19 protein-coding genes are annotated in these 23,517 nt (G+C 43.2%); 9 read left to right on the top strand and 10 right to left on the bottom strand.

What is annotated here, in order from left to right:
• Positions 1 to 22: 22 nt before the first annotated feature.
• From recD to pnp, 3 genes are all read left to right on the top strand, one after another.
• On the top strand, positions 23 to 1,795 hold the full coding sequence (gene recD, locus FTU03_RS00470; RefSeq protein WP_373684483.1) for an exodeoxyribonuclease V subunit alpha: 1,773 nt from the start codon (positions 23 to 25) through the stop codon (positions 1,793 to 1,795).
• A gap of 894 nt (positions 1,796 to 2,689) precedes the next feature.
• Positions 2,690 to 2,959, top strand: coding sequence for a 30S ribosomal protein S15 (rpsO, locus tag FTU03_RS00465; protein WP_004637724.1), 270 nt, complete (start codon positions 2,690 to 2,692; stop codon positions 2,957 to 2,959).
• Positions 2,960 to 3,208: 249 nt separating this feature from the next.
• A complete protein-coding gene (gene pnp / locus FTU03_RS00460; RefSeq protein ID WP_171505581.1) occupies positions 3,209 to 5,296 on the top strand; it encodes a polyribonucleotide nucleotidyltransferase in 2,088 nt (695 codons plus the stop codon).
• Between the two features lie 161 nt (positions 5,297 to 5,457).
• Here the strand turns inward: pnp and FTU03_RS00455 are convergent, their stop codons facing one another.
• The 8 genes from FTU03_RS00455 to FTU03_RS00420 form a co-directional block, all read right to left on the bottom strand.
• Complete coding sequence (locus FTU03_RS00455; RefSeq protein ID WP_004781728.1) at positions 5,458 to 5,721, bottom strand: YdcH family protein; 264 nt, start codon at positions 5,719 to 5,721, stop codon at positions 5,458 to 5,460.
• 93 nt (positions 5,722 to 5,814) lie between these two features.
• Positions 5,815 to 6,144, bottom strand: a complete 330-nt coding sequence (locus FTU03_RS00450) for a chaperone modulator CbpM (protein ID WP_004781729.1) — start codon at positions 6,142 to 6,144, stop codon at positions 5,815 to 5,817.
• A 520-nt stretch (positions 6,145 to 6,664) separates the two neighbouring features.
• The gene (locus FTU03_RS00445; protein WP_179991984.1) at positions 6,665 to 7,126 is read right to left on the bottom strand and encodes a DUF2147 domain-containing protein; all 462 of its coding nucleotides are present in this window, start codon (positions 7,124 to 7,126) and stop codon (positions 6,665 to 6,667) included.
• 187 nt (positions 7,127 to 7,313) lie between these two features.
• The gene (locus FTU03_RS00440; RefSeq protein WP_166134811.1) at positions 7,314 to 7,775 is read right to left on the bottom strand and encodes a DUF2147 domain-containing protein; all 462 of its coding nucleotides are present in this window, start codon (positions 7,773 to 7,775) and stop codon (positions 7,314 to 7,316) included.
• A gap of 277 nt (positions 7,776 to 8,052) precedes the next feature.
• Positions 8,053 to 8,502, bottom strand: a complete 450-nt coding sequence (locus tag FTU03_RS00435) for a DUF2147 domain-containing protein (protein WP_179991985.1) — start codon at positions 8,500 to 8,502, stop codon at positions 8,053 to 8,055.
• Positions 8,503 to 8,718: 216 nt separating this feature from the next.
• A complete protein-coding gene (gene hslO / locus FTU03_RS00430; RefSeq protein WP_004781734.1) occupies positions 8,719 to 9,594 on the bottom strand; it encodes an Hsp33 family molecular chaperone HslO in 876 nt (291 codons plus the stop codon).
• 50 nt (positions 9,595 to 9,644) lie between these two features.
• A complete protein-coding gene (locus FTU03_RS00425; RefSeq protein ID WP_179991986.1) occupies positions 9,645 to 11,501 on the bottom strand; it encodes a cation:proton antiporter in 1,857 nt (618 codons plus the stop codon).
• Positions 11,502 to 11,574: 73 nt separating this feature from the next.
• Positions 11,575 to 13,797 (bottom strand): primosomal protein N', encoded by a 2,223-nt coding sequence (locus tag FTU03_RS00420; RefSeq protein ID WP_166134820.1) that lies wholly within the window; start codon positions 13,795 to 13,797, stop codon positions 11,575 to 11,577.
• A 149-nt stretch (positions 13,798 to 13,946) separates the two neighbouring features.
• On the opposite strand from FTU03_RS00420, the gene gspF reads away from it, so the two are divergent.
• From gspF to FTU03_RS00405, 3 genes are all read left to right on the top strand, one after another.
• Positions 13,947 to 15,152, top strand: coding sequence for a type II secretion system inner membrane protein GspF (gspF, locus tag FTU03_RS00415; RefSeq protein ID WP_034705070.1), 1,206 nt, complete (start codon positions 13,947 to 13,949; stop codon positions 15,150 to 15,152).
• A gap of 70 nt (positions 15,153 to 15,222) precedes the next feature.
• Entirely contained in the window at positions 15,223 to 15,720 is a 498-nt protein-coding gene (gene gspG, locus FTU03_RS00410) for a type II secretion system major pseudopilin GspG (RefSeq protein WP_218946463.1), read from the top strand.
• A 284-nt stretch (positions 15,721 to 16,004) separates the two neighbouring features.
• Positions 16,005 to 16,340, top strand: coding sequence for a hypothetical protein (locus tag FTU03_RS00405; RefSeq protein WP_034705833.1), 336 nt, complete (start codon positions 16,005 to 16,007; stop codon positions 16,338 to 16,340).
• A gap of 160 nt (positions 16,341 to 16,500) precedes the next feature.
• Here FTU03_RS00405 and lnt read toward each other — a convergent pair whose 3' ends face one another.
• Both lnt and FTU03_RS00395 read right to left on the bottom strand, forming a co-directional pair.
• Positions 16,501 to 18,060 (bottom strand): apolipoprotein N-acyltransferase, encoded by a 1,560-nt coding sequence (gene lnt, locus FTU03_RS00400; protein WP_179991987.1) that lies wholly within the window; start codon positions 18,058 to 18,060, stop codon positions 16,501 to 16,503.
• A complete protein-coding gene (locus tag FTU03_RS00395) occupies positions 18,057 to 18,896 on the bottom strand; it encodes an HlyC/CorC family transporter (RefSeq protein WP_004781742.1) in 840 nt (279 codons plus the stop codon). The genes lnt and FTU03_RS00395 overlap by 4 nt, the downstream gene beginning before the upstream one ends.
• Before the next feature lie 200 nt (positions 18,897 to 19,096).
• Here FTU03_RS00395 and tusA point away from each other — a divergent pair, with 200 nt between their 5' ends.
• The 3 genes from tusA to FTU03_RS00380 all read left to right on the top strand — a co-directional run bounded on the left by tusA (position 19,097) and on the right by FTU03_RS00380 (position 23,503).
• Positions 19,097 to 19,357: a sulfurtransferase TusA gene (gene tusA, locus FTU03_RS00390; protein WP_004781744.1), complete on the top strand. Its 261-nt coding sequence runs from the start codon at positions 19,097 to 19,099 to the stop codon at positions 19,355 to 19,357.
• Between the two features lie 244 nt (positions 19,358 to 19,601).
• Complete coding sequence (locus tag FTU03_RS00385) at positions 19,602 to 22,388, top strand: type VI secretion system Vgr family protein (protein WP_179991988.1); 2,787 nt, start codon at positions 19,602 to 19,604, stop codon at positions 22,386 to 22,388.
• The gene (locus FTU03_RS00380; protein WP_179991989.1) at positions 22,385 to 23,503 is read left to right on the top strand and encodes a hypothetical protein; all 1,119 of its coding nucleotides are present in this window, start codon (positions 22,385 to 22,387) and stop codon (positions 23,501 to 23,503) included. Before FTU03_RS00385 ends, FTU03_RS00380 begins: the two co-directional genes overlap by 4 nt.
• Positions 23,504 to 23,517: the final 14 nt, after the last annotated feature.

Here is a 23,517-nt window from a genome sequence, read left to right as displayed (position 1 = left end):
GGATAACTTTGAGGATAACTGTGTGGAAAATGAGCAAATTCACGTGTCTCAGCAATCAGCCCATTTAATGGCCTGGATTGACTATTTATGTCAGCCACCATTTAGTTCGGCGACCTTTGATGCTGCCGCAAAATTGCTGATTCAGCAGCTCCTTGAAGCGATGCAGGAGGGCAATAGTTGTATTCCGGCCAGTGCTGAGCAAAAAGCTCTATTGCATCATTTGGTATTGGATCGTAGCCAGCAGGCTCAAGGCATTGCACCCTTTATTTTTGAAAACCAGCAATTGTATTTATACCGCTACTGGCAGCTGGAACAAGCGGTCGCCACACAGATCGCCCGGATCAAGTCACAAGCCATCACGCCAGTAAATTTAAGTGAGCGTGATCGTAACCTCCTGACAGATCCACAGCAAAAGCAAGCGCTGGAAATGGTCGCCAAGCAGGGGCTGAATATTATTACCGGTGGACCAGGAACTGGTAAAACCTACACCTTGGCACATATGATTGCTGTACTGCATGAAGCCTTGCCTAATATCCGGATTGCGATGGCTGCTCCGACGGGTAAAGCGGCGCAGCGGATGCAAGAGGCCTTGCAGAAAGCCTTACATAGTGAAAAGTTACACGCTTTTGAACTGGAGGCTTTAAAGCAGGTTCAACCCGTTACTTTGCACCGCTTACTGGGCTTGGGCCGGTTGGGACGCCCACGGTTTCATGCCAAGCAGCCTTTACCCTATGATGTGATCGTGGTTGATGAAGCATCCATGCTGGACTTAAGCCTGTCACAGATGCTCCTTGCTGCAGTGCCAGATTCAGCCCGCTTAATTCTATTAGGCGATGCAGACCAGCTGGCCTCGGTGGATGTCGGCACTGTACTGGCAGATTTACAGCAGACTTCTGTTTTGGCGGATAACCGAGTGAATTTAATCACGACACGCCGTTTTGCTTCAGGCGCCCGGATTGGAGCGATGGCACACTTTATCCAGCAGGAGCATGTTCCAGCATCAGTTTTAAACCAGTTTGAACAGCAAGTAGTTACTGCGAGTGAGCTGCAAGCAATTGCACTGGATCAGGTAGAGATTGACCAGCTGCAACTGCAATATTTGCCAGAAATAAACCCAACTACAGGTCTACAGTTAGACCCATATTATGATCAACTGATGTATGGCTATCAGGGTTATGCAGACGCGATCAAGCTGGCTCAGGATCAGGCTGGTTTCGAGCAATATGTGCAGCAGGCAATTCAGTACTTTGATGATTACCGGATTCTCACCGCAATTCGGCATGGTGATCTGGGTTTGAATAAAATCAATCAGCAGATTGAACAGCGTTTTCTGGCCAGTGTAGGCAAGTTAAAACAGGGCGACTGGTATACCGGTCGACCAGTGATGATGACTTATAACGATTATCAGCTGGGTCTGTCCAATGGTGATATTGGCATCTGTTTCTGGAGAGAACAAGAAGGACAGTCACAATTTGAAGTGTATTTCCCGAGCTTAGAAAAATGGGTGCTGGCGACCCGCTTACCGAAAAGTATCGAAACGGCATTTGCTTTGACGATTCATAAATCGCAAGGTTCAGAATTTACTCATACGGCTGTAGTACTCGATCAACAGGCCAAAAATTTGCTGAGTAAGGAACTGATTTATACAGCGATTACCCGGGCCAAAAAAGTTGTGAGCTTACTGGTAGATCGCGACGCGTTTACACAAGCGCTATGCGTCAGAACCACACGAAAGAGTGGCTTAAGCGAAAAAATACTTGAACAATGCAACAATCTATTGGCAAAAAATAAATAACTGTTGTAGGTAAATGCTTACATGGATTCAGGAAATTGGCGCATGGAGCTTTTACTCGGTTTTTGAGAAGATTGGTCACACAAAAGAACTCAACACGGAAAGTTGGGTATAAATCGCATAATAAGAACAAGAATGTCATCAGACAGCGAACTTACAGTGAAGTAAGTGAAAGAGGAAACTTACAGCCGCTAAGCCTTGTAGTTTTGGGAGAGACTACAAGGCTTTTTTATATCTGCCGTTAATGGAATTTTGCCGTAATCTTATAGTTCAATTAAGTTGGCAGAATAAGTAAATTTAAGTAAATAGTGTAATTAAAAGATATATAAGTGTAATATTTTGCAAATTTCGATGACAATTTTGTACGCAATGGCTTACAGCGAGTGAGGATAAATGCCTCTATGAGCATTTCGACAATATGGCAAAATCTACCACACAAGGAAGTTATTTTTAGTCAGGAAGATTTGAAAATAATAAAGCGTAAAACGCACTAAAAAAATAATAAATAAAAAATGATAATAGAAGAAACTACAGCGCGAAAAAGCCCGAGTTTACTCGGGCTTTTTTTTTATCATTTATTTCTAAGCGCGACCAGAAATATTTTAAATATAAAAAGATCAGTTAATTTCTGCAGTTATCTAAACAGCTACTCGTAAGCCGGATCAAGTCCAATTCCTGAAATCCGTTGTAAATTGAACCATATGGGATTTATTCATATCAACAAATAAGCAAAGACATCTGGCAACCGACACCCTCAAAATTCATGATCTATTTTTGCAATCTGACGCAATTTCCCTTAAAATATGCAACTTGCTGTAGTGATGCACGGCAGTCAATGTATTGAATTCTCATTACTTTGATTTTTATCAAGATATATAAGCATCTCGGAGAAATCGAATGGCTTTAACAAACGCAGATCGCGCAGAGATCATTGCTAAATTCGCTCGCGCTGAAAATGACACTGGTTCACCAGAAGTTCAAGTAGCTCTTTTAACTGCTCAAATCAATGACTTACAAGGTCACTTTAAAGAGCACAAACACGACCACCATAGCCGTCGCGGTCTGATCCGTATGGTTAACCAACGTCGTAAGCTTCTTGACTACCTAAATGGTAAAGACCACGGTCGTTATGTTGCATTGATCGGTGCTTTAGGTTTACGTCGTTAATTCGATTTAAACTTTATTTTCGGGTTTATTGCATGCCTTATGCTTTACAGCTGAAAACTAAAGTCGGTTTAGCCTTTGGCTAGATCAGGGGAAGGGGCGAATGTTCGCTCCTTCTTTGTGTTTAAAAATAGTGTTTATTTCTGGTGAGGTCGGCTTCTAAGCTTTGTCATTTACCCGTCCATTTGGATGTGAATGCCAAACCTTAGGGGTCTCCACTAGAATAAAATCAGGAAAAAATAAAACATGTCGATGTTTAATATTGTTCGTAAAGAATTCCAATTTGGCCAACATCAGGTTGTCCTAGAAACAGGTCGTGTTGCGCGTCAAGCCAATACTGTATTGATTACTATGGGCGGCGTAACTGTATTGGTTGCTGTTGTTGCTCAACCAACTGCTAAAGCAGGTCAAGACTTTTTCCCACTGACTGTTAACTATCAAGAAAAACAATACGCAGCTGGTCGTATTCCTGGTGGTTACGGTAAACGTGAAGGTCGTGCATCTGAAGCTGAAACGCTGATTTCACGTCTGATCGACCGTCCAATCCGTCCATTGTTCCCAGAAGGTTACTATAACGAAATCCAGGTGACTGCGACTGTTGTGTCTTCTGACAAGACTATGGAAGCTGACATTGCAGCAATGCTGGGTACTTCTGCAGCACTTGCGATCGCAGGTACACCATTCCGTGGTCCAATCGGTGCGGCACGTGTGGGTCTGATCAACGGTGAATACGTTCTAAACCCAAGCTTTGAACAATTGAAAGAAAGTGATCTTGATCTTGTCGTTGCAGGTACGGAATCTGCAGTACTGATGGTTGAATCAGAAGCGAAAGAACTTTCAGAAGACCAAATGCTGGGTGCAGTATTGTTCGGTCATGATGAAATGCAAATCGCGATCCAAGCAATCAAAGAATTCGCGACCGCAGCTGGTGCGAAAGAATCAACTTGGGTGGCTCCTGAGAAAAACGAAGACCTTCGTGCAAAACTGAAAGAAGCATTCGAAGCGAAAATCTCTGAAGCATATACCATTGCGGTGAAACAAGACCGTTATGCAGCACTTGATGCACTTCAAGCAGAAGCGCTCGCTCAGTTCGTTCCAGAAGGTGACGAAACTGGTCTTGCTGATGACGTAAACGAATTATTTGAAGATCTTAAATACCGTACCGTACGTGACAACATCTTGTCTGGTAAACCGCGTATTGACGGTCGTGATACTAAAACTGTTCGTGCCCTTGATGTACAGGTTGGCGTATTAGACCGTGCTCACGGTTCTGCATTATTCACACGTGGTGAAACTCAGGCATTGGTAACTACTACTCTGGGTAATACTCGTGATGCGTTGATGGTAGATACCTTGGCTGGTACTAAAACTGACAACTTCATGCTTCACTACAACTTCCCTGCATATTCTGTAGGTGAAACAGGTCGTGAGTCTGGTCCTAAACGTCGTGAAATCGGTCATGGCCGTCTGGCTCGTCGTGGTGTTCAAGCCGTGCTTCCAGCAGCTGACCGCTTCCCGTACGTAATCCGTATCGTATCTGACATCACTGAATCTAATGGTTCATCTTCAATGGCGTCTGTATGTGGTGCTTCTCTATCATTGATGGATGCCGGTGTTCCACTTAAAGCACCAGTTGCGGGTATCGCAATGGGTCTAGTGAAAGAAGGCGAACGTTTCGCAGTTCTTTCTGACATCTTGGGTGACGAAGACCATCTTGGTGATATGGACTTTAAAGTAGCGGGTTCTGCTAACGGTATTACTGCACTACAAATGGACATCAAGATCGAAGGTATTACTGAAGAGATCATGGAAGTTGCATTGAACCAGGCTTATGCAGGTCGTATGCACATCCTGAACGCGATGAATCAAGTAATTTCACGTGCTCGTCCAGAAATTTCTATGCACGCGCCGACTTTCCAAGTGATCAACATCAACCCTGACAAGATCCGTGACGTGATTGGTAAAGGTGGTGCGACTATCCGTCAAATCACTGAAGAAACTAAAGCTGCGATTGACATCGAAGATAACGGTACAGTACGCGTATTTGGTGAAACTAAAGCTGCTGCACAGGCTGCGATTGCAAAAATCCAGGCACTGACTGCTGAAGTTGAGCCAGGCACAATCTACACAGGTAAAGTGATTCGTATCGTTGAATTCGGTGCATTCGTGAACATCCTGCCAGGTACTGACGGTCTGCTTCATATTTCTCAAATCTCTAACGAACGTATTGCCAACGTGGCTGACGTATTGAAAGAAGGTCAGGAAGTGAAAGTACAAGTTGCTGACGTTGACAACCGTGGTCGTATTAAATTGACCATGAAAGACATCGAACAAGCATAATTCGATTACTTTTAAGTCTGAAAAAGCCTGCATCATGCGGGCTTTTTTATTTGGACAGATTCTTTATTTAAGAACCGAAATCATTTAATAATCACATTGTAGATAAAACGGATGATTAAACCTTATATTGAAACATTCTTGGTTGAGAAAGCTGTTCTCATTTAGGTAAGCGGATCGGCTTCAGAGTTTTTCAGCATGCGATAAATCTCGTCTTTCAGTTTTAGTTTTTTGCGTTTAATCGCATCGATATCATCATTGATATGATTGACTGGATCGAGTTCAAGCTGACTAATCTGTTTGTCCAATTCACTATGTTCCTCAAACAGTCGGGCAAAGTACGGATTTTCCTCACGTAATTGCACAATTAAATCACGGTATTCTGGGAACATATATTTGATCTTTTTATTGCAGTCTTTGGTTTTCATAGGGATATTTATCACTCAAAAAATAAAAGAAAAAAGCAAAATATGCCCTAGTCCGCATTGATCTAACTCATGCAGACCGGACATTAAAGGGCATTACTTGAAATGCAGATGTTTCACCTCACGACGTAATTCCTGCACTTCATCAATGAGATCCAGCATCATGGCAACGGCACTAAAGGAAGCATCAAAATCACGCTGCAAACGGTAAGCCCGTTGTGCTCGAGTAATATCTTCCCCGAGGAAGGTACCAGGATGCGTTTTAGAACGGTTCGGCAAAATTCCATGTTCAATGAGTTGCATCACCCATTCCGGACTTTGGCCACATGCTTCAGAAAAGTGGAACAAATCAAAGGTACGATCATCCATGATTTCAGAGGGGATATAACCGTTGGAAAAGTTTTCTCTATATTGAATTGTAGTCATAGCTCTACTCCTTAAACAGCCAGGCTTGAGACATTCAGAAAGGAAGGTCGTCCTGAAGTAGGGGAATGCCATAATATTTTATGGCCGCTGCGCTGTGCCCTAACGGTATGGGATGCTAGTTGAACCAGCACCCTGCCTAGAAGAGGAACTCCTATCCTGTGGAAATCCTGCTTGAACCTGAACAGCTCAGTCTGAGCAGGGAAACAAAGATCTAGGCGGGCATCTGTTTTTATAGTTTTATCTGTCATTTGCAAACCATCCGCTGTTTGCAACACACATTTACCCATGCCTATCAATTGAGGAATACTTGTTGCATGGATACTCCGTTCCAGAGGTTCCAGAGTCCGTAGCAGATTGAATTGCAGCTGAAGATAGATCATTGTGTGAATAAAAAATAACCGTCTTCAATTCATTATTATGAGTTTGGGCTAAGGGAAACAGTTTTTATTTGTACTTAATTGTTTCAAATCATAACCATTAAGAAAGCCCCTGAAACAGGGGCATGGAAAACTGACAAAAATTAGTATTTTATCCAGGTAACACTGCGTCCGATAACCGAAACGCCTACGTAACCACGCAGGGTCAGGCGTTTGCCATTGGCGCTTAAACGTGCTTTACCTTTGTAAACTTTACCGCTGATTGGATCAAGTATCTTGCCATCATGGAATTCGTGAGGTTTTTTGGGGTCTGCCTTAAAATCCCAGATAAATGGCAAGCCAATAAATGGTTTATTCTTAAGCTGTCCTGGACATTTGCTACAGATTCCCAGTTTTTCTGCACCTGGCAGGCTACGGGTTTCTACGATAATTCCCTCATAGCTGCCATCTGGTTTTTTACGGATTTCGACATCAGCACGAGAATAACCGGATTGATCATCGATAGTCTTCCATTTCCCCAGTAGTGGATCTTCAGAAGCAAAGCTTAAACCTGCTGCTGTTGCCAATGTGATCCCCATCATTAAGCGACTTAAAATTTTCTTCATAACATGCCTGTTGATCAATGATTATTTATATTAGATTTATTACTCTAATTTATTCATAAAATGTAACAAAATCAATAGCATAAAATGTGATGAGATTGGCATAAAATTAATGAATTCATGTGAATTATCACATGACCTAAAATAAAAAAGCTCCTAAGGAGCTTTTCTTAATAATCTGAATTCGAAACTAGTTTTTAATCCAGGTCATATTGCGTCCGACCGGTGCACCTTCAGCACGACTATGAATGGCAAGATGCCTGCCATTATTTTTCAGGCGGGCACGGGCCTGATAAAGCTGTCCAGAAACCGGGTCGAGCAGAGTGCCGTTAATAAATTCATTGCTATGGTCGGGATGACTGCTCAGTCCCTTAAGCATTGTTAGTCCAATGAGCGGCTGATCCTTTAATGCGCCTTTACATAGAGTGCAAGTTTGCTGTCGAGCTGCCCCAGGAATCTCACGAACATGCACAATTTTGGCAATATAGCGATCCTGAGCATCTTTACTAATCACCACATCTGCCAGGGAATAACCGGTACGGTCATCAATGGTTTTCCAGTGGCCAAGTAATGGGTCACTGTTGGCGAACGCGGATAGACTGATGGTACTTGCTGCTGTAAGAATGATAGAACAAAGCAGTTTGAATCTCATTGCCACATTACCCCATGCTATTGAAAATATATTTAACTTCTTAAAGGCATAAAAAAATTATGGGATTAATATAGCGTGAAAAATACACTAAATACCAGTCAATAATCACATTAAATTAAGAAAAATGAATATGAGTTAAAAATTACGTTCATTCAGCATGATGAGAATGAGTAAGTATTTACGTGATAAGGAATGGGATAAAGATAATGATTTTAAGCTGTCCAAGCCTTTGATCTGGCCAGACAGCTTGCAGATGAGAATTTATAAAAAATGAGATTTATTCGACTTTCACCCAGGATACTGTTCGTCCGAGCATGGGTGTACCTACATAGCCACGAAGCGTCAGTACATTGCCTCGGGAATTCAGAGTTGCCTTGCTTTTATAGACATTACCGGTTAGTGGATCGAGAATTGCTCCATTAACGAATTCATTTTTCTTTTCTGGATTTGGTTTTAGACCTGATAAGACAGATAGACCCAGAATAGGCACGTCTTTCAGTGCGCCTTTACATTTAGAACAGTGGGTATGTGCAGGACGATTTGGAATGGCATGGATACGAACAACTTTACCCTGATAAGTACCATTATTGAGTTTACTGATTTCAACATCAGCACGTGCATAGCCCGTTTTGTCATCAATGGCTTTCCATGTCCCCGTGATTTCGGCTGCATAGCTGAAGCTCTGCGCAGCACATAACATCACACCCATTAAATATCGAAATTTCATTTAAAATCTTCCACTTATTTTTTTTGATTTTTTTACTTTGAAAATACCGTTGATCTTCTGATTCTATTGGTGTGCAAATTTTAATCATGAGGCAAGCTTGAAATTAAGTACATTTGTCTTTTTTTATGAGGAATTTTGGTCAATATTTTATGAAAATATAAAATGAAAAAAGCACTCAATATTGAGTGCTTTTTTTGAGTCGAGCAGGGGCTGTTATTAACTGAGGTGTTCACCAAACAGGCTCAAAGCTTCTTCAGCCGTAAAAATATAACGGCTATTACAGAACTGACAGTCCATCTCAATTGGATTCTGGAATTCTAAAGTTTCACGAACCGATTCTACACCAATCTGCTGTAAGGCAATCGCACAACGTTCTTTAGAACAGGTACAGCCAAACTGCAAATGTTCTACTTCTGGTAAGCGCACTTCTTCTTCGTTATATAAACGATAGAGAATTTCATTGGCCTCCAGAGTGACCAGTTCTTCTGTTTTTAATGTTTCAGTCAGCATGGTCAGACGTGGCCATAAGTCTTCATCGACACGGCGTTGTTCTTCTTCACTGTTACGCGGTAGCAATTGAATCAGCAAACCACCTGCACGGTTGTTGTCACTGGCCAGCACGATACGTGTCGGAATCTGGGCAGACAGGTCATAATATTGCATCAGACAGCCAGCCAGATTTTCCTGATCAAGCGGAACAATACCCTGATAACGCTCACCAAATTCAGGCTCGATATTGATAAACAGCACTGGATTAGTCAGTGATTTTAAAACTGTGCTGCTATCTTCTGCTGCCTGAAAGTGTGGATCTTCTTCGTAATCCGCCAGTGCACGTACTTCACCGCGATGGTTACATTCAGCCATTGCCCATTTAAATGTGCCTGAAGCCTGAATTTGTAGGCTGATACGCCCTTTAATTTTCAGGGTGCTGGCCAATAGTGCAGTGGCGCTCAGCATTTCACCTAACAGGATTTTTACTGCAGGCGCATAGTCACGCTGGGCCAAAATTGTTTGTAAAGCTTCTTCAAGATGCACCACTTCACCACGAACAGGGCTATCTTCAATAAAAAAGCGTTGGCGTAAATCAGACATAAAATTCTCCATAACCCTGCTTTAATGGTGGCATTATTGTAAAACACAAGTTATGCCAGATCATCTCTTATGGCATCAATTCCTGAAGCGTTGTTGTCCTGTTGCGTGTCCGTATCCTGTTCTGGTGCTTTTTTTAGCTGATCCTGAGCAAGAAGATGCTCCAGTTCTGCCAGTGTATTCCTTGAGCCTGCGGAATTAAACGGGCTCTCCGTATCTGGTTGAAATTGACGATTGAGCAGTTTCTGATCATGAGTATGAAACTCATGGATCTTTTGTTGCGCCTGTTCTTCAGACAGTCCGCTCAGCTGAACTAGCAGACACTGACTTAGTTCTAGTGCAGAAGCATAGGTTTCTCGCCAGATTTGTTCCACGCCCAGCTCCTGAAGTAAATGGACATGATGCCGGTTACGTGCCCGTACCCATAAAGACATGTCAGGATAATTTAAGCGCAGATGTCGGACGGTCAGCAGTGAATCTTCAATATCATCAATGGCGACAATCACATGCTGAACCGTATCCAGATGTGCCTGAGCTAAAGCCTCTGGCTCAGTCGCATTGGCCTGATAGAAGGTAATACCGTAAGAGGTCAGCAATTCAGTTGCTTCGATATTGCTGTCCATTACACTGAATTTTTGCTGCTGTTGCAGCAAAATACGGGCAATGATCTGGCCAAAACGGCCAAAACCGATTAATAAAATTGGTGTGGTATTTGGTGGAAGGCTTTCAATGTCAAAGGTCGCTGCCAAATGATTTTGCCGATCCAGTCGTGGCAGAATCTGGTTATGCAATAACCAGTAAAATGCCGGTGTGAGTAGCATGGATAAACTTGCCATCCACATCAATGGGGAGAGCAGGGTTGGAGTAATGATCTGCTGCGAAAGCGCAATGATGAGTGCCAGAAAAGCGAACTCACCACTTTGTGCCACACTGGCGGCCAGTAGCGTACTGTTGCGCCAACTATGCTGATAATAACGTGCCAATCCTAAGGTAATCGCAAATTTAATCAGGATCAGCGAAAGTGTTCCGGCAATAATCAATACGGGTTGCGTCAGCACATCGGCAAACTGCAATGACATGCCCAGACTGATAAAAGCCAACCCAATCAATAAACCGCTAAAAGGCTGCAGACTCTTTTCAATCGAAATCCGGAAATCAGAATCTGCCAGTAACATACCGGAAAATAATGCTGCCAGGTACAGATTCAGTCCCAGCGTATCCATCAGGACTAGTAAGCCCAAGAAAATGACAATGGTAACAATGCTATGCAATTCATGACGACCACTTTTGGCAATCCAGCGATAGAGCGGCTGCATGAAATAGCGGTTACATAGAAATAAGCCAGTAAAGGTAGCCATCATGGCAGCAAAATAAGCTATGCCATGTTCTGTTGAACTGACCCCAGCAAAAAGCGGAATCGCTGCAATGATAGGAATTGCAATCAGTGCATGAATCAGGGTGTTGGCATAAGCAGATTGACCATAACTGGTCGCCAGTTGTTGTTGATTATTTAAAAACTGGGTCACCAACGTCATGGCAGAGAGGCTGCCGGCCAGTCCGATGACAATGCTGGAAACCAGATGCTGATCGAGAAAGAACCAGGCCAGCAGGCTCAAAATCAGGGCCGTGCTCAGTACCTGTAAAATGGCCATAAACCACAGGGGTTGCCCAAGCTGAAGAATTCGTTGTGGTCTGAGTTGCAGACCAATCCAGAACATTAGGGCCAACAGGCTGATTTGAATAAAAGTCTGCATCACCTCAGGAGCAGAGATCAGCGCTAAGGCACTCGACCCAATGATTAAACCTGTCAGTAAATAGCCCAGCACTGTTGGCAGTCTGAGTTTATGGCTCAGTGGCACCATGAACAGTGCAATCGCCAGAACCAGCGCTATTTGTAACAGTATCGACATTTTTCCGCCTTAAATTTTATTTTCATCCAGTCTTAAAGTTGAGCCTTTATCAAATGAAGATGGTCTCAATATTTTAGCTGAGTTCTTGTGGATCGATATCCAGTGTCAGCTTCATATTGGATGGCTTATCCTGTAACAGGTTTTGCCACCAGCTACGGACATAATAATGCAAACGGGCACGGTCTGCGGACAATAGCACCATATGGGATTGATAGCGTCCGGCTTTGCGTTCCATCGGGGCAGGAATGGGACCCCAGATGTCCAGCACCAGATCGGGATATTGCCTGAGCAGGGCAGCATGTTTCTGTAAGAATTCGGTATTTTGTGCCTGATCTTTGGATTCACAGCGAATCAGCACGGCATAACGAAAAGGAGGCATCTGGGCGATTTGCCGTTCGGTCAAAGTCTGCTTGGCAAAAGCGCGGTAATTTTCAGTGACTAAGGTATTCAGCAGCGCATGATCAGGTCTTAGGGTCTGTAAATATACATCCCCTTTATGTTCCCCACGTCCTGCACGACCTGCGACCTGTACGATCAATTGTGCTGTACGTTCTGTGGCCCGGAAATCAACGCTAAGAAGACCAGAATCGATATCCAAAATTGCAACCAGCGTGACATAAGGAAAATGATGGCCTTTGGCCAGCATCTGGGTGCCGAGCAGAATCGCAGGCTCACTTTTCTGAATCTTGTCATAGATTTTCTGCCAGCTGCCAACCCGGCTGGTTGAGTCGCGATCGACCCGGATCACTTCAGAATCTGGAAAAAGCTCATTCAGATGTTCTTCAACTTTTCCAGTCCCCATGCCTAAAGTAGCCAACTCCTGATGCTGACATTGCGGACACTGTTCAGGCATACGATGAATGGTGCCACAGTGATGACAATGCAGATGCTGATAAGGTTGCCGATGCACAGTGAAATTGGCATCACAATTCGGACACTGCGCCTGCCAACCACAACTGCCACAAATCAGTACGGGCGCATAACCACGACGATTCAGGAAAATGAGTACCTGTTCTTTTTTAGCCAGGCGCTTTTTGATTTCTTCAATCAGATGCAGGCTGATGCCATGCTGCTTTGGTGCCACTTTTAAATCCAGAATATGGATTTTTGGCATTAGTGCTGTACCCGCGCGTTGATTCAGTTCCAGCACCTGCATTTTGCCTTGCTGCACCAGCGCATAGCTGTCAATGCTGGGGGTGGCCGAACCCAAGAGGACTGGACATTGCTGTAAATGTCCCCGGTACAATGCCACATCACGGGCATGATAGCGAAAGCCTTCCTGCTGTTTAAAAGACAGGTCATGCTCTTCATCCAGAATGATCAGGCCTAGATTCGGCATCGGTGTATAGATCGCAGAACGGGTGCCAAGCACAATGGACGCTTTACCGGTTTCAGCGGCTTGCCAGGCTTGTAAGCGTTTACTGTCATTCAGGCCAGAGTGAAGTAAGGCAATATGACAATGGAAACGGGACTGAAAGCGGCTAATGGTTTGTGGCGTGAGTCCGATTTCAGGCACTAGTACCAGTACCTGCTTGCCCTGTTTAAGTACCTGTTCCATGATCTGAAGATAGACTTCAGTTTTGCCGCTGCCAGTCAGGCCATCGAGTAAAAAGGCCTGATATTGCTTGCGGTATTTCAGCACTTGCTGAATCGCATGCTTTTGTTCCGGATTGGCCGTTAATGGCATCTGGGCCAGTTGTACAGGTTGCGGGCTAAAATCCTGTGCTTCCAGGACACATTCGCAAATTCCTTTTTTTTCGAGCGCTTTTAAAGTCGCTGTTTCTATTCCGGCCAGATTTAAGAGATTCTCAGTTGTTCCCACCGGATGTAGTTTTAGAATCCGATAAGCTTCCTGTTGCCTCTCGGAACGGCGAACCTTGGCTTCAGCCTCATGATCCAGCAATTTCCAGTTTCGGGCCAGCAGGTTATAAGGTTTGCCCTGACGCAATAAGGTCGGCAAGGCAGTCTGGATCACTTCCCCGATAGGAAACTGGTAATACTGTGCTGACCAGGTCAATACACTTAAAACCTGGGAATTGATAATGGCACGGTCATCTAAAAGCTCGGTAATGGCTTTCAGTTTGAAACTGGGATCAATCGGAGCATCTAGCGGTAATTTTTCAGTAATCACGCCGACCAGATTTTGCCGGCCAAAAGAAACCGCGACTCGGGCACCCACTTCTGCCTGCTGATATTGTTCCTGACTCAAGCTATAGTCAAAACAGTCAAACAGATGCACCGGCACTGCAACACGAACACGATAAACAGGGGCAGTAACGGGAACAGAATTTGGCATAGTAACAGAGTGGGTCCTGATGAAATTTCGTCGTGCTCAAAGTTCAGTTATGTTAGAGTGAGCAGATAATTTATATTGAAGAATATGAATGATTTTGATGGTCTGACGCAACAGCGTTAAGCAAAATTTTGGAAAATTAGAGCATTACAATGCCTGCATATCAGTTTACTGCGCTTGACGCTTCAGGGAAGCAGCAAAAAGGCGTGCTTGAGGGGGATTCAGCACGACAAATCCGGCAACAGCTTCGGGATCAGGCGCTGATTCCGGTCTCTGTAGATCCGGTTGAGAAAAAAGACCAGCACTACCGTCGCAAATGGTTTGAAAAAAGCATTACTGCTTATGATTTGGCTCTTATGACCCGACAACTCTCGGTACTGGTCGCTGCCGCAATTCCGCTGGAAGAAGCTATTCGCGCCGTCGGCAAGCAGAGCGAAAAAGTTCATGTGCAAAATCTGCTGATGTCAGTACGTTCTAAAGTGCTGGAAGGACATAGCTTGGCTCAGGCGCTACAACAGTCTGGACGTTTTCCAGAGCTGTATATTGCCACCATTGCGGCTGGTGAACGTTCTGGTCACTTGGACCTGATTCTGGATCAGTTAGCTGACTATACCGAAAACCGTTTTGCTATGCAGAAAAAGATTCAAGGGGCGATGATCTATCCGATTATTTTGCTCTTGATGTCTTTTGCAATTGTGATGGGTCTGATGACCTATGTAGTACCGGATATCGTCAAGACCTTTGATCAAAGTAAAGATGCCTTGCCTTGGATTACAGTGACTTTAATGAAAGCCAGCGATTTTATCCGGATCGCGTGGCCATTTTTGTTGATAGGGAGTGCGGTAGGTATTTTTCTTCTGGTACGGTTTTTAAGAACAACGGCTGGGCATTATGCTTTTGATCGCCTGACTCTGAAACTACCTTTATTCGGAAAATTATCACGTGGCATTAATGCTGCCCGTTTTGCCAGTACTCTATCGATTCTGACCCAGTCTGGTGTACCTTTGGTAGATGCCTTACGCATTGGAGCGGCGGTAAGTAATAACTGGGTGATCCGGGATTCGGTTAATCTGGCTGCTGAAAAAGTGACTGAAGGCGGGAACCTGGCTACCCAGTTGGAACGTAGTGGTTATTTCCCCCCGATGATGGTACAAATGATCAAAAGTGGTGAAGCCTCGGGGGAGCTGGATCGTATGCTGGAACGGGCATCGACCATGCAGGATCGGGAAGTGACCACGCTGATTTCGACATTACTCGCACTTCTAGAGCCGCTGATGCTGGTACTCATGGCCAGTATTGTGCTGGTAATTGTGATCGCAGTGATGCTGCCAATCGTCAATATGAATAATATGATTTAAATAACATGTGTAACGTCTACAAAGAATTGAAAGTGCCTGAAACTTTCTAAAGATGAATGAGAGATATTGAATGAAAAGGAATCCAAATCAAGCCAAAGCCCCTTCAATTACAGCTGTTAAACCTACCGTACGTGTGAGCCAGTTACGTGCCCATCGTGCCTCAGGTTTTACCCTGATTGAAGTAATGGTGGTTATTGTTATTCTCGGTGTGCTTGCGGCCCTAATTGTTCCAAATGTAATGGGACGCGGTGAAAAGGCTAAAGTGGATACCACAGTCATCAAATTGCAGAGTATTGCGGGTTCACTGGATCAATATAAGCTGGACAATGGCAAATATCCAAGCATGCAAGAAGGTGGTTTGGATGCACTGGTAAATCAGCCAGCAACAGCGAAGAACTGGCTCCCAGGTGGCTATGTGAAAGGAGGTTACCCAAAAGACAGCTGGGATAATGACCTGCAATACGTGATTCCAGGAACCAATGGTCGTGCTTTTGATTTGTACTCTTTTGGTGCCGATGGACAGGCGGGTGGCGAAGGAACTGATGCTGATATTTATTACCAACCTTAACTGATAATTATTATAAATTAGTAGGTTATTGAATATATCACTTCACTTGATTGATTGTTTCAATATTGGGTGAAGTGATAATAACTCTCAATCATAAAATATAATATAAATAACTGAATTTAATGCTATTACTATAATATTGATGATTTGATAGTTATAATAAGAATTATTCCCATATTTATCTATTACAATTATCGTAAAATGTGAATAAATATAGACTTTCTATTTACAAAAAATAGCTCATAATATTCTTAATGGCCCTTTTTTAGCCAAAGGAGAATGGTATGAAAGCATTAATATTGTCGGATGAAATAAACCAGTTTCATTGGTCGATGCTGAAATCTGTTCTTTTGGTTTTAAGCATTCTTCCAGCCAGCCAAGGAATTTTGCATTTATGGCAGACCACTGAAGGCAGCAGCCAGATTATGGTGGGTTTCTTTGCCATTAGCATGATGAGTACCTTATTCGTACTATGCTTCTGGTCAGCATTAAAAGCATCTGTCGTGCAGTTTAAACAAGAACAGGCTTCTGCATTTGAAAACGGTATTGTACAGATCTATCGTTATATTCCAATGTTGTCACTGGCGAGCATGTTGTCTTATCTGGTGATCCAGTTTTAATAACATTCTTAATAAATATATAGATAAAAAACGAGGCATGAACCTCGGTTTTTTATTGCCCCTCTCTTTTTAAAAGGGAGGTCGGGAGGGGTTTAGAAAATTAATCCCCCTTCTTGCGCCATATAGGACTCACCTTTTGCAAAGGGGGCTTTTGAGAGAACTATCTTCTAGACTTAAAGCTGATATCCACTTTACGTGGGCGGAAGCGCCAACCTAGTAATAAGAGCAATACGGAGAAAATCAGCACTGGCCAGTCGCTGAGTTTCATGTAGAGCGTTTCACCCTGCATGGCGGGTAGCTCACCGCGGAGTATAGCTTCTTTATCCATAGGTGCACGTTTCACAATATGGCCATTGTGGTCGATGAACGCAGTTACCCCAGTATTGGTAGCACGAATAAACCAGCGACCATTTTCCTTGGCCCGCATTTGTACCATCTGTAAATGTTGCTGTGGACCGGCAGTGCCAGTAAACCAGGCATCATTAGATACGGTCACCAGAAAAGCGCTTTGGCTGGCATTACGACGAGTCAGGTTTGGATAAGCCACTTCATAGCAAATCGCTGCACCTAAAGGATGGTTTTTCACATTTAATGGTTTCTGGATATCCGCACCACGCGAGAAACCACTCACCGAAGGGTCGTTTTGCAGAGCTGGCAGTACCCAGCTGAGTGCGCCAGAAAGTGGAATATATTCCCCAAAAGGCACCAGACGCTGCTTCTTATAAAGACCACTCGACTCATCACCGGTCGCCATGATGCTATTGTAATATTTTGGCGTGCCTGCTTCCTGTGACTCAGCCAGATCCCAGAACGGAATACCTGTGACCCAAGCTGTTCCAGATTTTTCTGCCTGAACTTTCATGGCATCCAAGAAAGGCTCGATGTCAGTCTGGAACATCGGAATCGAAGATTCTGGCCAGACAATCAGGTCACGTCCCCATTCGGTCTTGCTCAGATTGGCATAGATCAGCAGGGTTTTTACCTGATATTCAGTTAACCATTTCAGGTCCTGGGGGATATTGCCCTGAATCAGAGAAACGGTGAGCGGCTTTTCATTTTTTTCTTGCACGAAAGTCAGTTGTGCTGCGCCCCAAGCACCCAATAACAAGAGTGCAGAAGGAACGATCCAGAAGACCCGTTTACTTAAAATTTCAACCAGTGCACAGGCTAGAACAATCACCACAAAGGACACCCCAAATACGCCAAATAAAGGCGCATAGGCATCCAGATAGAGCTCAGTAAAAGCATAACCTGCAAAGAGCCATGGGAAACCGGTAAATACCCAGGTTTTGGCCCATTCAAAGATTACCCAAAGTGGTGCGAAGGTAAGAGGTGTTTCTGGGAAAAATCGACGATAAATGAAAGTCTGAAGCGCAGTAAACAGTCCCATGACAATCGCCATGATCAGGATCATGATTACGCTCAGGAAAGAACTGGTATCGCCATACACATGAATAGAGGTATAGAGCCAGAATGCACCCACAAACCATAATCCAATCCCATAAGCCCAGCCAATCCCAAAGGCCTGTTTCGCACTACGACCACGGACGCAAGCATACAATAAAGCAGGAGACAGAATTGCCAGCCACCAGTAATGATAAGGTGCCAGTGCCAAGCTAAAAATGGCTCCTGCAAATAAGGCAATCAATACAGGATAAATTAAGGCTAGCTGCTTTTGCTGCTGGGCTGGATTTAATAGCTTATCGAAATATGCTCTCATTGGCGCACAGCTCGAATTAAACGAATAGAACGTGAATCTGCCTCAAGAATGGTAAATTGCCAGTTTTCCAGTTCAATCGTCTGACCTTCCAGATCATTTACCAGACCAATTTCTTGTAATAACAAACCGCCCATGGTTTCAACTTCATCATCGGAGAAATTGGCATCTAGCATATTGTTAAAATGCTCGATTGGCGTCAGCGCTTGTACTACCCAGGTATTGGCTGTCTTCGGGTCTTGATCCGGAACAATATATTGTGCTTCTTCATCCGCAATATCATGTTCGTCTTCAATTTCACCCACAATTTCTTCGAGAATATCTTCTAATGTCACCAGGCCTGAAGTTGTACCGTACTCATCAATCACTACCGCAATATGAGTCTGGGTATTTTTCAGCATACGTAGAACCTGATCCGAACGCGCACTTTCCGGCACAAACAGCGGCTGACGCATCAAGGCACGAATATCGACTTTGGAAGAAGGCTCGGTCAGGAAAGGAAGCAGATCTTTGGCCAGTAAAATACCAACTACATTATCCGGTTGATCCGATGAGAACACAGGGAATCGCGAATGCGCAGATTCAACTAAAACATGCAGAATTTCCAGAAGTTGGTCATCTTCCTGCAAGCTAATCATGGACGTTCTTGGCGTCATGACTTCACGAATTTTGGTGGCTGGCAGATCCAATACGCCTTCCAGCATTGCAACAGTATCGGGTTCTAAAAATCGACGTGAATCTTGTACTAATTTTAGCAGTTCGTCGCGAGTTTCGGGTGCAGTTCCCAGCCATTTACGTAAGCCGCGCATACCCCACGACGGGCCTGATTCCTCGTGCATGATCTTTCCTAAAGACTCTTAATATCTAAAAAAACGTGATTTTATCATACCGCAGAAAATACGCTTGTCTATTGTAATTATGCTGCGCAGACTTGATCGCGCGGGTCAGTATGGTTTTGTGAATTGGTTCAAAGCGCGGGCTGCAATGCGATAGCCGCTTTATGCTAAAATAGGCTAATCTTAAATTCCTGAGTCTGTCGATGTCTGAAGCCGAAATTACGCCAAGCCTGCAATTGAATACCCGTGGATTACGCTGCCCTGAGCCAGTGATGATGTTGCATCAAGCCATCCGTAAGTCTAAAGCTGGTGATGTAGTTGAAGTTTTTGCTACGGATAATTCGACCTCTTGGGATATTCCAAAATTCTGTATGCATCTCGGCCATGAACTGCTGCTTCAAGAAGAACGTCTGGATGAAAATGGCAATAAAGAGTTCCATTATCTGGTGAAAAAAGGCGGTTAAGAGATTTTTTGGGCAGATGAGTGATTTATTTGCCCATATTGTTGAAAGATTAAAATGAAAAGAAAGCTATTTTTTTTGAATACTTGATCTGCTTGAAGTTCCTGACTTTCAGAAAATAAAAATTTGATATTAAAGCCTCTTCCAGAATTACAGTGATGAATCGGAACCATGGCCAGACCAATGAATCTAGGCTGGATATAAATAATTCACTATAATGCCGCAAAAATATTTATAATAATTAAAAATGATAAAAAATCATATCGCTCAAGTATTAGAGCAATTGGGTCTTAGCGCACAGAAGCGTGCTTTGCTTGTTCAGTTTTCCCATCAAAAACTTAATTCCGAAGTTTTTCTGCAACGTATTGATGGCCAACATGTCCTAAATCAGGGACTAAAGATTGAGCTGATTTGTGTGTCGACTAATGCCTTGATTCCCCTTAAAGAATTTATTGGAACTCAAGTAGCGATAGATCAGGTCACGGATCAAGGACAGTTATTTCGCAGTTCCGGAATTATTACTGCAGCAACTCAGGGACAGAGTGGTGCATTAGTGCTTTATAAACTCACCCTGGAAGATGCAACGTCGCTATGGCATAAACGCCGTAATAGTCGTGTGTTCATGGACAAGAGTGTCCGAGAGATTACTGAAATCTTATTCAAAGAATGGCAGGGTAAGAGTCCATTATTTGCGGCTGCACTTAAGCTGGATTTATCCGGTTTGCAGCAAACTTATGATGTGCGTCCTTTTACTATGCAGTTGAATGAAAGCGACTATGACTTTTTAACCCGTTTATGGCGTAGTGAGGGGATTAACTGGCTGATTGATGAGTCTGAGCTTATAGTTGTGCATTCATCTGCAGCGATTGCAGCGCAAAAGCTTAGATTAATTGATGACAATAGCTACTACCAAGCTTTAAGCCACAGAGCGATCCGTTTCCATCGTTCCAGTGCGACTGAACAAGAAGATAGCATGACCAGTTTTATTGCAGAACGACAGTTGCAGCCGACCGCTGTACATATCCAGCGCTGGCATGCCGGTCGCTTGAATCAGGAAGAAGGCATAGGTTTAGTACAAAGCAAGCACCAGCAGAGTCAGGTTCAGGATAATGCCAGCCTGGCATTGGAACAAGGCTGGAACATCAGTCCGGCATGGATCACTGATCTCAGGCATGCAGATCAGGCAACTCTAGCCTCGGATGCACAAATCGAGAAAATAAACCAAAATTTGCAGCATTTCTATGATGCACAGGCCAAACAATTTTTAGCAACATCCACAGTACGTGATGCCCAAGTGGGTTACTGGTTTCGGCTGGATCAGCATCCTGAAATTGACCAGCATCCAGCAGTAGATAAAGAATTTTTAATCATCTCTAGGAAATTTTATAACCAAAATAATTTGCCTAAAGACTTAAATGAGCAGGTTCATGCTTTAATTCAGCAAAGCTGTTGGCAGATGACAGAATCCAAGGACGCAGGTGAGCGTCAGGCCAACCAGCTAGTCTTGCAACGTCGCCATATTCACTTGGTTCCTGAGTATCAACCTTTATTGCAGCGGCCACAGGCCTATCCGCAATGCGCCAAGGTAGTCGGGCCAGAAGATGAAGAAATTTATGTGGATGAATGGGGGCGGATCAAAATCCGTTTTCTGTTCACTCGTCCGGATGACCATGCTCACGATGGTGGCGCAGGCAGCAATGACAGTGATACAGATTCAGCCTGGGTAGATGTTCTGACCCCGTGGGCAGGTATAGGTTATGGGGTCCGTTTCTTGCCACGCATTGGTGAAATTGTGGTCGTCGACTTTTTTGATGGCAATATTGATCGGCCTTTTGTGGTAGGTCGGATTCATGAAGGCCAACGTTCTCCGACGAAGTTTGATCAAAAAGGACAACTACCAGATACCAAAAAACTCAGTGGTATTCGCTCGCAAGAAGTACAGGGGCAAGGCTTTAACCAGTTACGTTTTGATGATACGACTGGCCAGATCAGTATACAGTTACATAGTAGTCAAGCTGCCAGTCAGCTCAATCTGGGTAACTTAAGTTATTCAAAAGAACAGGCTGAAAATGAAGGACGGGGTGAAGGCTTTGAACTTAGAACTGACCAATGGGGTGCAGTCCGTGCAGGTAAAGGGTTATTGATTTCGGCTCATAAACAGCAAGCCGCAGACGGTTCACATATGGATGCTGAACCAGCGAAAAGCCAGCTTGAATCAGGCTTGCAGATGAGCCAGGCGCTAAGTGATGTTGCTAAAAACCAGCAAACTGATCCGCTTGAAATCTTTGAAAATTTAAAAAGCTTTATTGAGAAAATTGAACAGCAAGATCAAGACAAGGCAGCTGCCTTTAAACAGGCAATTATGATTCTGACAGCACCAAAATCCATTGCGCTGAGTACCCAGCAGGATATTCATTTGTCTGCGGAGGGTCAAATTAGCCACCAGTCAGCGGACAGTATTAATTTAAGTTCGCAGAAAAATATTATTGGGCATGCCTCTTCTAAAGTCAGTCTGTTTGCAGCCCAACAAGGCTTAAGAGCTTATGCCGCAAAAGGCAAAGTTGAACTACAGGCGCAAAATGATGGGATGGATATTATTGCACGCAAAGGTATCAAAACTATCTCCACTGAAGATCAGATCGAAATTACAGCAGCGAAGGAAATTGTTTTAACTGCGGGCGGTTCTCAAGTTGAGATCAGTAGTGCCGGAATTTTGCCGATGACGGGTGGTCAGTTTGAGATGAAGGCAGGGCAGCATCAATTTTTATCAGGAGAAAAGGTAATGCATGATATTCCCTATCTTCCTGCCTCACATAATAGTTCCTATATTTTAGAGTTCGATGTGCGACATAAAATAAACAATAAATTATTAGAAAGCTCTCCAATTTTTAGTCTTATTGATTCTAAGGGGAATGTACGAACAGGAGAGGTTCCCAAAGATGGAATTATTAGAATTACCTCAAAAAATAAGGAAGAAAAATATACGGTTATGGTGCATAAATATGATGCAGAGATATCGGAGTTAGAAGAATGACTTATACGGCTCGTTTAAAAGTATCCTGTGATAATAAAGACCTTTTATCAAAATTAAGCTATACCTTACTAAATACGACAACTCAAAAAAGTTATGGAGGAAAAATTGATCCGAATGGTTGTACCAAAATCTATAGTTGCAATAAATTAGATTTAATCTTTGTAGAGTTAATTTTAAATAATTCAAAAATTGCCAGAGTGCGTGTTCCCGCACTAGAAAATGGCGAATTTAATAAATCGATATATAAATTAAAATCAACTACAGGTACAACAAAACAAGCAGAATCAAATAAAGTACCTGTTAAAGTTAAAAATGAATTAGAAATAGCACTTGAAGCCTTACATGGTACAGCACTTTACTTTAGTAATAACTTTTTAGATCATGATAGCTCCTTAAGAATTGCTTATATGAAAGCAATTAAAAAAATGAGTCATGATTACTTAAAGGATGTTGAAAATGGAAGAATGACTGTAAAAGATGCTTCGAAAGAGGCTCATACATTAAGAAATGATATCTTAGAACAGACCAGGAAAAAGAATTCTCCAATCGCGTTAGCAGTATCACAAAAAGAAAAAATAGCGGCTAAAAGCTTAGATCAATTCTTAGAATATTATGCATTGAAATTAAAAGATCCTGATAAATGGAAAAGACTGAAAGATCAGTCAAGACAAACCTTAGATCATTATGTAAAAGCATCAACAGGTACAAGAAATTCATATTTTCAGGCGCTTTCAACAGCAGATAAAAATAAAGTTTTTTATAGTGTAGTTAAAGGATCAGGGGCATCCCATGGAACTTTTGATAAAGCAGCAAAGTATATGAAACCACTAGGCAGAGTAATTGTCGTTATTTCAATTTCCTATGCTTGGTATGAGATTTTTTCAGCTGAGAATAAAGAAAAGGAATTTTATAAAGAAGCCGCAACCATAGGCTCAGGAGTGGCAGCTGGCGCTGTGGGTGGTGCTATTGCAGGAGGAATTTGTGGCCCCGGGTCTCCCATATGTTCAACAGTAGGTGTAATAATTGGCGGTCTAGCGGGAGGGTATGGAGCATATAAATTAGTTGAAGCTTATGATGAAGAGTTGGAAGCTTTTACAGAATGGACTTTATTTTAATTCCAGTAGGTAGC

Origin of the sequence: Acinetobacter sp. YH12046 (assembly GCF_013419905.1) — a bacterium.
Classification (GTDB): domain Bacteria; phylum Pseudomonadota; class Gammaproteobacteria; order Pseudomonadales; family Moraxellaceae; genus Acinetobacter.
This window is presented reverse-complemented; position numbering and strand designations above follow the sequence as displayed.

Coding starts and splice junctions, on each gene's coding strand:
- rpsO (WP_004637724.1), top strand. CDS start 2,690: ATGGCTTTAACAAACGCAGATCGCGCAGAGATCATTGCTAAATTCGCT.
- pnp (WP_171505581.1), top strand. CDS start 3,209: ATGTTTAATATTGTTCGTAAAGAATTCCAATTTGGCCAACATCAGGTT.
- FTU03_RS00455 (WP_004781728.1), bottom strand. CDS start 5,721: ATGAAAACCAAAGACTGCAATAAAAAGATCAAATATATGTTCCCAGAA.
- FTU03_RS00450 (WP_004781729.1), bottom strand. CDS start 6,144: ATGACTACAATTCAATATAGAGAAAACTTTTCCAACGGTTATATCCCC.
- FTU03_RS00445 (WP_179991984.1), bottom strand. CDS start 7,126: ATGAAGAAAATTTTAAGTCGCTTAATGATGGGGATCACATTGGCAACA.
- FTU03_RS00440 (WP_166134811.1), bottom strand. CDS start 7,775: ATGAGATTCAAACTGCTTTGTTCTATCATTCTTACAGCAGCAAGTACC.
- FTU03_RS00435 (WP_179991985.1), bottom strand. CDS start 8,502: ATGAAATTTCGATATTTAATGGGTGTGATGTTATGTGCTGCGCAGAGC.
- hslO (WP_004781734.1), bottom strand. CDS start 9,594: ATGTCTGATTTACGCCAACGCTTTTTTATTGAAGATAGCCCTGTTCGT.
- FTU03_RS00425 (WP_179991986.1), bottom strand. CDS start 11,501: ATGTCGATACTGTTACAAATAGCGCTGGTTCTGGCGATTGCACTGTTC.
- FTU03_RS00420 (WP_166134820.1), bottom strand. CDS start 13,797: ATGCCAAATTCTGTTCCCGTTACTGCCCCTGTTTATCGTGTTCGTGTT.
- gspF (WP_034705070.1), top strand. CDS start 13,947: ATGCCTGCATATCAGTTTACTGCGCTTGACGCTTCAGGGAAGCAGCAA.
- gspG (WP_218946463.1), top strand. CDS start 15,223: ATGAAAAGGAATCCAAATCAAGCCAAAGCCCCTTCAATTACAGCTGTT.
- FTU03_RS00405 (WP_034705833.1), top strand. CDS start 16,005: ATGAAAGCATTAATATTGTCGGATGAAATAAACCAGTTTCATTGGTCG.
- lnt (WP_179991987.1), bottom strand. CDS start 18,060: ATGAGAGCATATTTCGATAAGCTATTAAATCCAGCCCAGCAGCAAAAG.
- FTU03_RS00395 (WP_004781742.1), bottom strand. CDS start 18,896: ATGCACGAGGAATCAGGCCCGTCGTGGGGTATGCGCGGCTTACGTAAA.
- tusA (WP_004781744.1), top strand. CDS start 19,097: ATGTCTGAAGCCGAAATTACGCCAAGCCTGCAATTGAATACCCGTGGA.
- FTU03_RS00385 (WP_179991988.1), top strand. CDS start 19,602: ATGATAAAAAATCATATCGCTCAAGTATTAGAGCAATTGGGTCTTAGC.
- FTU03_RS00380 (WP_179991989.1), top strand. CDS start 22,385: ATGACTTATACGGCTCGTTTAAAAGTATCCTGTGATAATAAAGACCTT.